Here is a 12,796-nt window from a genome sequence, read left to right as displayed (position 1 = left end):
GTGTCGCGGAGGTGGAGCCGGCGCCGGTGGGGCCGTCGGGCAGCTCCACGGTCCAGCCGGTCATGATGAGGTCGGGATCGGCGAGGGTCTGGCCGTCGGCCTGGGGCGTGGAGCGCATCTGCTCGGCGAGCTCGCCCCACCGGCTGCCCTGGCCCAGCTCGTCCCGGGCGATGCCCCAGAGCGTGTCTCCCTCCTGCACGGTGTAGGTCCGCTCCCCCGCGGCGGCCGGGGTGTCCTGGGTGGTCTGGCCCTCCTGGGCCATGGCGACGGCGGCGGGAGCGGAGGCGGTGTCCTGCGGGGTCAGGGCGAAGGCGGGGCTGCCACCGCCGAGAGCGAGCACGGCGGCGACCAGCGCGCCGGCCAGGGCCTGCTGCGGGCGCAGCGCTCCGCCCAGGTTGGGGGTCTCGACGCGGCGGATGAGGCTGATCACCTCGACCACGAGCGAGTAGACGAAGGAGGTCCAGAAGCCCCACGCGATCAGGGGCAGCACGGTGCCCATCAGGAACGTGCCGCCGAAGTCGATGCCGGTCAGGGCCTGCTGGAGCTCGGCAGTGCTGGGGATGGGGTTGCCGGCCAGCAGGATCAGGGCGGCGGGGATGCCGACCACCAGGGCGGTCAGGGCCAGCAGGGCCGCAAGGCCTTTGAGGGTGCGCATGGGGCGTGTCTCCGCTCGCGTGGGTAGAGGTCTTCACGGGGTAGAAGGCTGGGGCGGTCCCCCGATGTCCCTTCTAAGTTGATCTGAGGTCAGTTTAGGTGGTGAGGTGGGCCGCCTCAAGGCTGTCACGCTCCGCGCCACCTTGCCGGAACAGCGCCCGCATGGCCGCCAGGGCCGCGGTTCGAGCCGGAGACTCCACTCCCGCGGCCGCCGCGCGCGCTCGCGCATCCGCCTGGCGGTCCCGGTGCATCGCCTCGCGCGCCGCCTCCGCCCGCTCACGAGCTCGGGCAGAGGCTGAGGCGAGCACGAGCCCGCCGGCGTCCTTCCAGTGCTCCAGGCGCCACCGCAGGTAGCCGCGAGCTCGAGCGGTGTCCTGGCCGGCGTCCAGGCTGTGGAGCCGGTGCGCGCCCTGGGGGGTGTGGTCCAGGGCGTGGAGAAGGTCGGCCGGGGTCCAGCCAGCCTCGAGGAAGGGACGGATCAGCGAGCGGACGTCCCGGGCCGAGAGCACGCGCAGACCCAGAGCGCGATCCTGGACGGTGCGGGCGGCGGCCAGCTGCTGACGACGGGTGGCCACTGCGCGGTTGCAGGGCCAGAGCTCGACGAGTCCGCGGTCGCGCGCGTGCGTGGTTCCTCTACGAGTTCTAGTAAGTGAATCCTCTAGCGAGGAAGGGTGCCAGTTTTTCTCCACAGCCCCACGGATCCGACGCTGACCTGCACGCTCCCGTGCTTCGGCCGCGGCGTCGGCACGGTGCCTGGCGAGGATCTTCTCCGCGTCCAGGTGGGGGGTGCAGCACAGCACGTAGACCGCCGCCTCGTTGATCCGCTTGCCACGCTCGTCCGGGGTCGCGTAGGCGGCAGAGCGTCCGGCCGCGACGCGCCCGATTACCCCGTGTCGCATCAGCCAGGCGATGGCCGCGGTCACCGTCGAGGCGCTCCGGCCGATCATCTTCGCCAGGCGCTTGTGCCCGGGACGGGAGATCATCTTCGACCAGTCCGCACAGGCCGCCAGCGCACCCACCAGGGACTCCATCAGCCGCCGACGGATCCGGGAGAGGTCCTGCCAGGCAGGCAGTGCCCGCAGGGCGGGAACGGCGTCGCCCAGGTGCTCCAGACGCCGGGACCCGGTGGGCACCGCGGCCAAGATCACGTCGATGTCGCCCTCCCGGGCACGCGAGGGCCGGCGCCAGTTCTGACGGCACGGATTCGTGATCCGACCCCGCACGGGCCGGGCTGGTTTCTGGCGATGGCGCAGCAGTCGGGCGAGGGTGGACTCCCCCAGGCACGGCGCCGAGGACACGGCCGACGGGAGGGGGGACGTGTCGCGGAGAGGGATTTTGGGTAGACTTGGGCACGACAACAGCAACGTGCCTCCTTCCAGGGAGGGACAGAGCCGGATCCCTTGGCGGGGATCCACCCGAGATCGAGAGCTTCACTGGCGAGTGAGAAGCAGCTCTCGAACAACTGAAATCTTCAGACCGGCACTCTTGGCGGGGTGCTAGTCGCAAGAAGGCGGTTCCGTTGGCGCGGGGCCGCCTTCTTGCATGCTCAGGCGATCTTCACGTCGAAGGCCTCCTGTCCGTTCGACTCGGGGACCTCGTTGGCGTCGAGGTCGGCCAGGATCAGAGATGCGACGTAGTCGGTGACGGTCTCGCCCCGGTAGTCCACGCGGGCGTGCAGTTTCTGCTCGTAGGACCGGGGGAGCTTGGTGGTCACGCTGAAGCGGTCTCCCTTGGACGGGCGACCGCCAGTGCGCCTGGTGGGGCGAGGGTTCGACGGGGGCGTGCGCATGGTCACAGAGTATCCCAATCCGATTCGTCCGAGCCTGCATCTGGAAACAACACGCCGGGGCAGACCAAAGGCCTGCCCCGGCGCGCACGTCACGGCCGGACGTTCAGGGCGTGGAACTCCCCGATTCGCACGTCCTGCGACGAGCGCGTCACGGTCTCGATTACCCCGGACTGGTCCTGGGCCGTCCACTCCACAGACCACGCCGTGATCGCCGTGACCGTGTAGGTCGGGTTCGACATCTTCATGTACGTGTGCCCGCAGTCCGGGGACTCCTCCTTGCCGAAGCGGTCCTCATACGGCGTGCCCGGCCCGTCGCAGATCACCTGCGTACCGTCGCCCATATCCCAGGTAACGCGCACCGGCCGCGCAGTGGCCTGCACCGCAACCCCGTTCATGTCCTTGCTGACCGTGTACGGCCCCCACGCCCGCGGATTCTCCGTGTTCTCCACCCACATCCACGCGGGCAGGCCGACCGCTCCGGTGCCGTCCTCCTGCACGGAGTACGGCACCATGCCTATCTCGATCCCCTCGAGCTGCATCTGCGTCACGAGCTCACGTGCCGCCTGTTCCGCATCCGCCGCTCCTGCCGCGGACGGCCGCTCCCACCAGCGCTGGGGGTAGTTCCTGAAGACGTCGGTTGCGCTTTGCCACTCGGGCACGCATTCCTCCCACGCGCCGCGAGACGGGTCCTTGCCGTCAGGAGGCGGCGGCTGGTTCTCCATGAGGCGCCATATGCAGTTCTTGGCCGGGTCGACGTTCTGGTCGCACTCCTCACGTTCGTGCGTCCAGCCCGCCTGGCAGTAGTTCGACGTTGGTTCGCTCTCCCCGGGCCCCACGACGGGTTGCGTCAGATCGCCGCCACCAGGGCTTCCCGGCTTCTCCCCCCGCACCGTGCAAGCGCCGAATCGGCACTCGGCGTCGCCGGCGGCACTGGCTACGGGAGGGGCAACGACCGCCGCCATCATCATGGCCACCGCCGCCAGCAGAGCACTGCCCAGACAGGTGACTCGTCGCATCTGCATCAGCATGACTTCGGATTCCCCTTCTCGTCTCGCATCACGTCCCGAGTAGCAACCTTCCAGGAGCTGTCGTCGTCCTGCCAGGTCACGATGTACGTGGTCTGATAGCGCAGCGCCGATCCAGAAGAGACAGGCTTGCCATTCTTGTCCTTCACGGAAACGGAGGTGTTGTCCTCACACACCAGCAGCTGGGCGTTGGAGTGAGGGACCTGCTTGCCCTCCACGTTGCTAGTCCCCCCGATGATCGCCTCCAGCAGTTCGACTCGAGACTTTCCCGTGTAAGTCTCACCGGATGACTCGATGGCCTTCAGCTGCTCGAGGTCCTGACTGAGGTAGGGGTCCCGAGCCGCGAGACCCAGCAGCTCCCCATCCACAGAGTTCTGCTTCAAGAAGTGGTCGTTGATGGCGTAGTACAACTGCAAAGCCTTGAAGCCGTGCTCCTTCGCCATCTCATCATTCGTCGGCCGGTCGGACGTCACCGCAGCGAACGTCGAAGCCTTGCTGCTAGAGCTTGCACTCCCAGCTGACGAAGATGCCTCGCTTGCGGACGACGGCACGTCCTGGATCGGCTCCAGCGAGGACTGCGAGGCGCTCGCGGCCGTGGAGTTGCCGCTCGGCTGGCCGCCGCCGTTGCAGCCGGTGAGCGTGAGCGCCAGAGCCAGGACGGCTCCGGTGCATGCGGTGGTCTTGGTGACGCGGCTCATGGTGTCTCCTTGCGGTCAGCGGGTGTTCGAGTGGATCTGGGCGGTGCCCTGGCCGTGGCCGGTCAGGACGCCGGTGGGGATGAAGCGCGGGGTGTAGGGGACGTCGACGTCCACAGTGACCTTGGTGGGGGTGACGTTGACGGTGCCGGTGGCTCCGGCTTCGGCGATCATCCCCTGGGCGGCACGCGCGGCGGCCGCTCTGTCCAGGGTGATGTCCTCGCCGCGGGCGGCTCCGGCCGTGGTGCCAGCGTTGGCGCCGGCGCGGGCGGCCTGGTGGGCGATGGTGACGGCCTCCTCGGAGGCGCGCACCTTGCCGTTCCAGTCGATGCCGATGCCGAAGCCGACGAGCACGATGATGGGGACGAGCATCAGGACCAGCAGGGAGGACTCTCCGTGCTCGCGGCCGAGCCAGGCGCGGAAGCGGGCGATCATGCTCAGCCCCTCTCTCGATAGGTGTCCACGGGGGACGTGGAGTCGGCGGTGATGGTCCAGGACCCGGGGGTGCCGGGGATGGCCAGGTCGGAGAGCGGCACCGTGCAGGTGATGGTGGCGGAGACGGACCCGGGGATGCCGGGGGCGTTGCGCAGGGCGGAGGTGTCCAGCGTGATGTTCTGGGAGCCGCACGTGAAGTCGGTCTGGTCCAGGGTCATGCGGGCGGACTGGCGCGCATTGGATTCGGCCTGGCCGGGGTTGCGGGCCAGGGTGGCCTCGCGGGCGGCGACGCCGGCCGCCGACTCGATGGAGGTCTGTGCTGCTCCGATGCGGCCGCCCATGACGGCGAGGGCGATGAGCAGTCCGATGGCCGGAGCCACGATGAGCAGCCCGACGCCGGACTCGCCGCGCTCATCACGCAGCCAGGCCAGGGACGTGTCGCGGAGGTTCACTTGACCACCCTCTCGACGGGCCCGGTCACGGACCGGGAGACGGACGGGCTGATCCACTGCCCGGTGTAGGCCGGCGCGGTGCCGGTGACGGTGACGGTCATCCGCTCCCCGGTGGTGCTGATGTTCACGGAGGCGCCCTGGAGGGTGCCGGAGTGCTGGGAGATGACCTGCTGGGCGGCCGCCTGGCCCTCGGCGCTCGAGCCGCCCATGACTCGGGAAGTTGCGTAGGCCGCGTTGGCCGCGGACTGAGCCACGGTCGAGGCCTGGTAGTAGGCACCGGCCTGGGGGACGAGGAACACGAGCAGGAGGGCCACCGGCACGATCAGCAGCGAGGCGATGTTCGAGGAACCCGTCTCGTTGCGTGCATGGGCCTCGAGGTGCGCTCGAAGCGGTGCCGTGATGTTCATGGTGGCCCCCCTGCTCGTGGTGTTCCGTCCCTGGCTGGTCTAGTCAGCCCAGCTCGCCGACCTTGTTGGTGGCGAAGGTGTTGATGCCGGCCCAGACCAGGGCGGCCAGCACGACGGCGGCGAGCACGCCGAGGATGATCTCGATGGTCTCGGCGCCGGCCTCGTCCTCGTGCTTGTCCTGGATCCAGGTGCGGAGGATCAGGTACTGCTGCATCAGCTTGTTCATGGTGAGTCCCCTCGTGTGGTGGAAATGGCCTCGGGACGGTCCCGATGCGGGTGGGTGGGTGGATGGGAGATCACGATCTCCGGGAGGAGCTCGCGCGTCTCACGCGCTCATCAGCGTCAGCATCAGAGGGGTGAGGACGATTAGCGTGAACATCAACGCGATGAACATGATGATGTTCTTCATGCGGCCGGAAGCCTCATTCTCACGGGCTGCCTCGGCGTTGAGCATCCGCACGCGCATGTTGCGACCCAACGCGCGCAAAGGCTCGTAGACGCTGGCCCCATTGTCTCCGCTCAGGCGCATGATGCGGGCGGCATCGGTGAGCTCGGGGACGTGGAGCTGCGTAGCCAGGGTCTCCAGGGCGGTCCAGGGCTGGACCTTGGTGAAGCGAGCCCGGACCAGTTCCTGACGGATCCGCTGGAAAGCCCAGGTGTCGCCGATGGCGGCTGCGTTTTCCAGAGCCACCGTGGGCTGGGCGTTGCGGCCGCGCTCAGAGGCCAGCAGCTCGACGAATACCGCGACCGCGCGTGCGAAGTCAGTGCGTGCCTTGGTCGCTCGCTTGCGGGCGGCCGAGTCAGGTGCCAGCCAGGCGACGGCGGCGACGAGCAGGCTGATCAGCAGGGACAGCCACAGCGGCAGGGAGTAGAGCACCTGTGCGGCCACGCTCAGGGCGAGGCAGACCACGAACACGAGTGTGGCGCCGTAGATCTTGGCCCAGGTGTGGCGGCTGCGGGTGGTGCCCAGGATGTCCAGGTCGGCGTCGGTGAGCCCGTTGACCAGGGCCGGCGGCAGCGTGCGCATCGTCCACTGCGAGGCCCGCTCCTGCCAAGAGAGCGCGCCGCCTCCGGAGGTGCTGGTCACGGTGCCGTCGAAGGCCGCCGCGCGCAGGCGCGGGCGCTGGGGCAGCAGGGGCCAGATCAGCGCGGTCGCGGCCAGGCCGAACAGCATGCCGGCGATGATGATCATCATCATGACGAGCTCCTAGCGGTCAGCAGGCGGACCTGCGGCGGCGGGGCTACCACGCGGGTCATCCAGATGATGAGCCCTGCGGTGACCAGAGCCAGGACGAGGTAGAGCGCCTGGCCCAGCGGGGTCTGGTAGGCGGCCATGGGCCCGCCCATTCCGGGGACCAGGCACAAGGAAATCACCACGACGGTGATCACGATGCGGGCCTCACGGCGGGCGCCGGCGCGGTCGGCGTAGATGGCCCGGCGCTTGGAGACCTCTTCCTCCACGGAGGTGGAGAGGTCGTCCAGGGCGTTCGCCAGGCCCTGGCCGCGCTGATTGGCGGCCAGGATCAGCTGCATGACGACCAGGTCGCCGGTCTGGTCTCCCCATTCCAGGCCCAGGCGCTTGAGGGCGTCTGCGGTAGGCCAGCCGGCCTTGATGCGGGCATTCATCGTGGCGATCTCGTCCCGGATCAGGTCGCCGGCGTTGGGCATGGAAGCGGCCAGTGCGGTCTCCAGGGAGGTTCCTGCGACGATCAGGCCGGAGAGCGAGCGCGTCCACATCTCCATCTGCGCCAGCTTCTCGATCTGGGCCGATCCCCCGCCGGAGCCGAAGGCCAAGCGCAGGAGGATGACGGCGCCGGGCAGGGCGACGAGGTAGACGAGCAGGCCGGTGAACAGCGCAATGAAGAAGCCCACGGCGGCGGCGATGCCCACCATGATCCACGTGTTGCGGTCCATGCGGCGGCCGAGTCCCTTGAGGGCGGTGAGCCAGCGCGGATCGGGTGCAGGGGCCTTGGGAGGGGCGGGCCAGAGCCAGTTCACGGCAGCCATGCCCAGGCCGAGGATGCCCAGGGCAAAGCTCAGAGGGAGCAGGAGCGAGCTCATCGGGCACCTCCGGCCAGGCGCAGCAGGTCGAAGCCGGTGCGCTCGAGATCGTTGCGCAGGCGGTTGTCCACGGGAGGGGCCACGGGCACGGCGTTCTCGTCGCCGGGACCCATGCGGAACAGGTCGGCCACCGAAATGCCCTTGTCGGTGTCGCCGGGCAGCACCTCGGAGATCGAGATGATCTTGCGCTTCACCGAGCCATCGGGCTGAGGCACCTTGCGCATCTGCACGACGACGTCGATGTGGTAGCCCAGCTGGCGAGCCATGTAGGTCTCGGAGAACTCGTTCATGCCCAGGCCGACCAGACGGCGCACGGCCTCCTCGCCGGAGTAGGCGTGGACGGTGCAGTAAGTTCCCGCGCCGGTCTGCATCGCGGAGATCATCGCGCCGATCTCCGAACCGCGGACCTCGCCGACCAGGATGCGTGCGGAGTTCAGACGCAGGGCCTTCTCCATGGCCATGGTCAACGTGTACTCGCCGATGGTGCTGCCGTCGGCGGCGCGCTCGCCCGATCCGGGGCGAGCCTGAAGCTCGATCGGCGGGACCAGGCGAGAGTCGAGCCGGTCCAGGTGCAGCTCGCGCTCCTTCTCGATGGTCACGATCTGCTCCAGCGGGCCGATCTTCTCCGCCAGGGCGCGCATCAGGGTCGTCTTGCCGTCGCCGCCGAAGCCGCTGATGACGATCGTCTTGCCGGCCTGCACGAGCGCCGTGAGGAACTCGGCGGCCAGGGGGCTCAGGGTGCCGTTGTCGACCAGCTGCTCCAGGGTGGTGTTCACCAGCCGATGGATGCGGAATACGGCGGTGGGCCGCGTGGAGACCGGGCGGGCGGTGGCGGCCAGACGGACCGAGCCCATCAGGTCCATGTCCAGGTCGGGGTGGGCCGCAGAGAAGGGGCGGGACTCCTCCCCCGCGTTCGCGGCGAGGAACTGGAGCTCGGCCATCATCTGCTCATCGGTCTCGAAGACGGGAGGGCGGCGCTCCATGCTGCCGCCGGCCTTCTCCACCCAGACGTGGTCGGAACCGATCATGTGAATGTTCTCCACCCCGGGCTCGTCCACGAGTGCCTGGAATCGGCCCAGACGGAACATCGCATCGAAGGTGGCCTGGCGCAGTGCCGCCTGCTCTTCGGCAGTCCATGCGGCGTCGCGGCCGCCGGTCTGCACGTTCTCACGCATCTGCTCGATGATCGCGCGGTCGATGTGCCGCCAGCCCATGGCGTGCAGCTCGCTCTCGGGCAGGTCGATGCGGTCGGCGGTCTCCTCGGCGTGCCAGTCCACGGCCTTGGCGCGCAGCACGTCGACGATCGACCAGAAGCCCGTCAGCTCCGTGGTGTTGCTCGGCCGGGCCGGGGCGCTCTGCTCGGCCTGCGGTGCCGGCTCGGGCACAGCAGTCAGCGGCCGGGACAGCCCGGGTAGCTCAGCGGAATCGGTGGGAGACGGGGTAGTGCCCAGCGGGCGAGCCAGGTGAGCGCCGGCGGAGGCGGGGATCAGGGACGGCCGGGCCGGCTTGGCCGGGGTGCTCTCGGTCAGGAACGGGAGGTTGAGCAGGTCCAGGGACATGTCGGGGGTCTGATCCTTCATCGCTGCTCTCCTCCGGTCTCGGTGGGCATGTCCGCCTCGATGAGCTGGCGGCGGGCCATCAGCGCGTCCGCGAGGGAGGCGTTGGCGGCACCGATGGCCCGCGTGTAGGAACGCAGCCTCCAGGACGTCGCCTGGGCGCCCCCGCCGAAGTGAGCGCCGGCTTCCGGGCTCTGGGGAAGGCGTCCACGCACCGGCAGGCCCAGCACCTTGGAGATGTCCTTGGAGGGGAACTCCTGGGCTCGATCTTCGACCACGAGCAGGGAGGACGTGTCCACTGCCCCCGCGGTGGCGCGGGCCTCCAGCACGGCCGGCAGATAGGCACGCGCCGCGGCCACGGAGACCAGGTCGCTGCGCACCACGACGCACAGGTGGTCGCTGTCGCGCCAGAGCGCCTCCCGGCCGTGGGCGTTCTCGGAGCGGCCAGCGTCGACGATCACGTCGATGTCCTGGCCAGAGACGGCGCGCAGAGCCATCATCAACTCCGGCCAGAGGCCCCGCATGGATCGCGCGGCCAGCGGCTCGGACATGGCGGGCAGGAGCCAGCGGGAAGGCTGGCCAGCGTCCTGGCCCGTTCCCAGGTCGACGGCGTAGTCCCAGATGTCCTGCTCCGTCAGGGCCTGTCGCATGGAGTTGTGGGCGATGCCCATCAGGCCGCTGTCGGCCGGCATGCTGCCCTGCAACCACCCGGCGAGCACGGATGAGGGCTTGCTGACGTCGGCCTCCACGAGCAGCACAGGGCGCGGCCACTGCAACGTCATGGCCACGGCCGTGGTGCTCACCCCCGGGCTGACGCCGAAGGCCGCAAGGGTCAGGATGCTCACTTCTGCGCTCCCTGCATGATCACGCTGGCGGTGCCAGCGGCACCCCAGGTGGCGACCTTCTGGGCGTCGGCCTGCTTCACGCGCAGATCCACGGTGGTCTTCCCGCTGTTCTGGTCATGGTGGCTGGCCTCGATCACGGCCGCGACGGGGTCGTGATTCTGGTTCTCGTCACCGGCCTGGGTGTTCTGGTTGCCCGGGGTGAAGAGGACCTGGACGTGATCTCCTGCGGCCATCTCCCGGGCAGGCAGGCGCCCGACCTCCAGAGCCAGGCCCACCAGCGATTCGCCGTCCTCCACACCCAAGGACGTTGCCGTGGACGTGCGCGTGATGGTGCTGCCCGGCTGGAGGTCGGTCGTGGCCACCTGCCCCTGGATCTGCTGGGCCTCGGTCGCGGGGACCAGCACGCTGGGGTCGCCAGCCACGCGCACGGACGAGAGCATGGAGGACTCGATCTTCTGCCCTCGCTCCACGGGAGCGTTCACCACCAGGTAGGGCTTGGCCTCGTTGGCCTGGGTCCCCACGAACGCGCCGAGGCCGCCCAGGGCAGCCAGGGCGACGGCGACAGCCACACCGCCCACGCGGCGCTTGGCCACCGGCGTCGGCGCAGGACGGCCCACGGGAGCCGCCGCGCTGGAGCCGGCCTCGCTGACGCGCGGGTTCTCGGTGGGGGTCACCTTGGGCGACCGCTTTCTCAGAGCCACCTTGGCCTGCCTTTCTCGCTACTGAGGGGACTGCACGGGGAGCGTATCAAACCTGCCAGCCGTGATGGCAGGTGGCTTGGTCCTTCACCAGACATAAAGCCCGGACCGCCCCCTCATGTCCCTCTGTACGGTAGACATTTCTGCATGAGCGCCCCCGCATCCCCCCTCGACACGGCCGTCGTCGCGTTCAACTCCACGCTGCGCATGCGCATCCTCGTGCTGATCGCCCGCTCCCCCGGCCTCGGCGCCCACGACCTCGCCACGTCCCTGGACACCCCCCGCGCAACCCTCTCCCTGAACCTGCGCACCCTCGAGGAGGCCGGCCTGCTGACCTCCAGCGACACCTCCGAAGCGCGCCGGGGTCGACGCCTGACCTACCGCCTCAACCGGGAGGCCTACAGCGCGATGATCGAGGCCCTGGGCGCGATCGTCGAGCGGTGACCTCATGCCATACCGGCACCACATCCGGAGTGCCGTTCATGCCATAACACCGCCGTATGCGCGCCAGTCCCCAACCGTCCGCTATGCCAGTTGCACGCCATAACACTTCGGGAAATCTCTCGGTATTTCCCGAGAGATGCAGTAGACTGGAGGAGTCAGATCACAGGGAACCTAGGAGGTCCTCATGTCCACCCCTGCGCGCTCATACGCCATCCCAGGCGTCCTGGCGGTCGCCAACGGCAAGGGCGGTACCGGCAAGACGTCGCTGGTCGCCAACCTCTCCGGTCTGGCCGCGGCCGCCGGCATCCGCACCCTCACCATCGACCTGGATCCCCAGGGCAACCTCTCCCCCGACCTCGGTCTGGAGAAGTCGGACGGAATCGAGCTGCGTCGAGCCCTCGAAGATGGGGCGCCGCTGCCGATCTCCACGGATCCCATGCGCCCAGGCCTGGGCGTCGTTCGCGGCGGCCCTCGTTTGGCCGACATCATCAGCCTGCTGGTGGCACGCGGCTACGACGCCCCGCCCCTCGGGGCTCTTCTGCACCGGAGCCTGAGCCAGGTCATGGAGGAGTGGGACCTGGTCGTCATCGACACGCCCCCGGGAGACCGCGCCCTGGTCGAGGCCGCCTTCAGCGTCGCCGAGGGCGTGGTCATCGTCTCCAAGACGGATCTCCGCTCCCTTGACGGCGTCGCTGTGACGGCCGAGCGCTTCCAGGCCGTTCACGAGACCACGAACCCCGACGTGCAGCTGTTGGGCCTGGCGCTGTTCGACGTGGAGGCGCGCGCCGTGAAGATCGAGCGAGAGGCCCGCCAGGCGCTCGAGCAGATGCTCCAGGGGCTGGCCTTCGACGAGGCCGTCTTCACCGCCCGTATTCGGCACGCTGCCGGCGCCGCCCAGGACCTGCGCAAGAGCGGACGCCTGGTGCACGAGCTCGAGAGCGATGTGGCCCGCGCTCACCGAGAGCGCTTCGCGCGCATCAAGGCCGGTGAAGCCTCGACCTTCCATGCGTCGACCATGGATGGCCTGGCAGGGGACTACGCCGCACTGGCCCAGGAGATTCTGGGACGCCTGAGCGCTCTGGGCCGGGACGAGGAGGAGGACGCCTGAGATGGAGACCCCCAATCGAGCAGACGGACTCGGCGCTGTGTTCAACGCGCGTGGCCGGGGCAAGAAGAAGCGGGCGGAGAAGGTCGACTCTGTGCCATACGCCATGCCAGAAACCACGCCAGATGCCACACCGGAATCCACGCAGGACACCACACCGGAAACGATGCTTGTCGCCACGCGAGAGACCGCACCGGAACTGATGCCAGACGTGAGGCGCGCGGTCCCGCAGGAAGGCGCGCAGGTGGTCGAGCTGGACCGTGTGGACGTCCCCGAAGAGGAAGAGCTGGTCGTGCGCAACACGGCCGTCTACCTCCCCGTCCCGGTCCTGGATCGGTTGCGGACCGCGGCCGCCAAGCGGCATCGGACCTACACGGACCTGCTGATCGACGCGTTCGACGAGCTCAGCGACGATCAGCTCTGGGCGGCCTGCGGGCACAAGCCGCGTGGGGACGGGGGGATGCCGCGTGGGCGCCGAGGTGCCGCGCGCGGCCAGGGGGGCGTGCAGGTGCAGCTGCGCCTGGATCAGGAGCAGCGGGGTTGGCTGGATGAGCAGGTGGCCCGTCTGGGCGCCCCCTCCCGGAGCGCCATGGTCGCCTCGGTCTACGACGCCTGGCTGCCGAAGAGCTG

At 69.2% G+C, this 12,796-nt stretch carries 17 protein-coding genes; 3 read left to right on the top strand and 14 right to left on the bottom strand.

Features of this window, described 5'->3' with window-relative positions:
• From J1M40_RS12325 to J1M40_RS12260, 14 genes are all read right to left on the bottom strand, one after another.
• The coding region (locus tag J1M40_RS12325) for a LysM peptidoglycan-binding domain-containing protein (protein WP_206450851.1) at positions 1–655 on the bottom strand (655 nt) is incomplete at its 3' end.
• Between the two features lie 94 nt (positions 656–749).
• Entirely contained in the window at positions 750–1,802 is a 1,053-nt protein-coding gene (locus J1M40_RS12320) for a hypothetical protein (protein WP_206450850.1), read from the bottom strand.
• A 398-nt stretch (positions 1,803–2,200) separates the two neighbouring features.
• Entirely contained in the window at positions 2,201–2,368 is a 168-nt protein-coding gene (locus J1M40_RS12315; RefSeq protein WP_031943856.1) for a hypothetical protein, read from the bottom strand.
• Between the two features lie 164 nt (positions 2,369–2,532).
• A complete protein-coding gene (locus tag J1M40_RS12310) occupies positions 2,533–3,471 on the bottom strand; it encodes a hypothetical protein (RefSeq protein ID WP_206450849.1) in 939 nt (312 codons plus the stop codon).
• Positions 3,465–4,166, bottom strand: a complete 702-nt coding sequence (locus J1M40_RS12305; RefSeq protein WP_206450848.1) for a hypothetical protein — start codon at positions 4,164–4,166, stop codon at positions 3,465–3,467. The genes J1M40_RS12310 and J1M40_RS12305 overlap by 7 nt, the downstream gene beginning before the upstream one ends.
• 15 nt (positions 4,167–4,181) lie before the next feature.
• Positions 4,182–4,598 (bottom strand): hypothetical protein, encoded by a 417-nt coding sequence (locus tag J1M40_RS12300; protein WP_049159529.1) that lies wholly within the window; start codon positions 4,596–4,598, stop codon positions 4,182–4,184.
• Between the two features lie 2 nt (positions 4,599–4,600).
• A complete protein-coding gene (locus J1M40_RS12295) occupies positions 4,601–5,050 on the bottom strand; it encodes a TadE/TadG family type IV pilus assembly protein (RefSeq protein WP_206450847.1) in 450 nt (149 codons plus the stop codon).
• On the bottom strand, positions 5,047–5,457 hold the full coding sequence (locus J1M40_RS12290) for a hypothetical protein (protein ID WP_031943861.1): 411 nt from the start codon (positions 5,455–5,457) through the stop codon (positions 5,047–5,049). The genes J1M40_RS12295 and J1M40_RS12290 overlap by 4 nt, the downstream gene beginning before the upstream one ends.
• Positions 5,458–5,500: 43 nt before the next feature.
• Complete coding sequence (locus J1M40_RS12285; RefSeq protein WP_087114221.1) at positions 5,501–5,683, bottom strand: hypothetical protein; 183 nt, start codon at positions 5,681–5,683, stop codon at positions 5,501–5,503.
• Positions 5,684–5,782: 99 nt separating this feature from the next.
• The gene (locus tag J1M40_RS12280; protein ID WP_031943863.1) at positions 5,783–6,655 is read right to left on the bottom strand and encodes a hypothetical protein; all 873 of its coding nucleotides are present in this window, start codon (positions 6,653–6,655) and stop codon (positions 5,783–5,785) included.
• Positions 6,652–7,518, bottom strand: coding sequence for a type II secretion system F family protein (locus tag J1M40_RS12275; RefSeq protein WP_206450846.1), 867 nt, complete (start codon positions 7,516–7,518; stop codon positions 6,652–6,654). Before J1M40_RS12275 ends, J1M40_RS12280 begins: the two co-directional genes overlap by 4 nt.
• The gene (locus J1M40_RS12270) at positions 7,515–9,098 is read right to left on the bottom strand and encodes a CpaF family protein (protein WP_206450845.1); all 1,584 of its coding nucleotides are present in this window, start codon (positions 9,096–9,098) and stop codon (positions 7,515–7,517) included. Before J1M40_RS12270 ends, J1M40_RS12275 begins: the two co-directional genes overlap by 4 nt.
• Positions 9,095–9,919, bottom strand: a complete 825-nt coding sequence (locus J1M40_RS12265; protein WP_206450844.1) for a hypothetical protein — start codon at positions 9,917–9,919, stop codon at positions 9,095–9,097. The genes J1M40_RS12270 and J1M40_RS12265 overlap by 4 nt, the downstream gene beginning before the upstream one ends.
• Positions 9,916–10,620, bottom strand: coding sequence for an SAF domain-containing protein (locus tag J1M40_RS12260; RefSeq protein ID WP_206450843.1), 705 nt, complete (start codon positions 10,618–10,620; stop codon positions 9,916–9,918). Before J1M40_RS12260 ends, J1M40_RS12265 begins: the two co-directional genes overlap by 4 nt.
• A gap of 144 nt (positions 10,621–10,764) precedes the next feature.
• On the opposite strand from J1M40_RS12260, the gene J1M40_RS12255 reads away from it, so the two are divergent.
• From J1M40_RS12255 to J1M40_RS12245, 3 genes are all read left to right on the top strand, one after another.
• Positions 10,765–11,061, top strand: a complete 297-nt coding sequence (locus tag J1M40_RS12255) for a helix-turn-helix transcriptional regulator (protein WP_031943868.1) — start codon at positions 10,765–10,767, stop codon at positions 11,059–11,061.
• A gap of 184 nt (positions 11,062–11,245) precedes the next feature.
• Positions 11,246–12,169 carry a ParA family protein gene (locus J1M40_RS12250; protein WP_206450842.1) on the top strand — a complete coding sequence of 308 codons (924 nt, stop codon included), beginning with the start codon at positions 11,246–11,248 and terminating at the stop codon, positions 12,167–12,169.
• A gap of 1 nt (position 12,170) precedes the next feature.
• Positions 12,171–12,796: hypothetical protein (locus tag J1M40_RS12245; protein ID WP_206450841.1), on the top strand; the 626-nt coding region annotated here is incomplete at its 3' end.

It is taken from the genome of Micrococcus sp. KRD026 (assembly GCF_017168445.1).
Taxonomy (GTDB): domain Bacteria; phylum Actinomycetota; class Actinomycetes; order Actinomycetales; family Micrococcaceae; genus Micrococcus; species Micrococcus luteus.
This window is presented reverse-complemented; position numbering and strand designations above follow the sequence as displayed.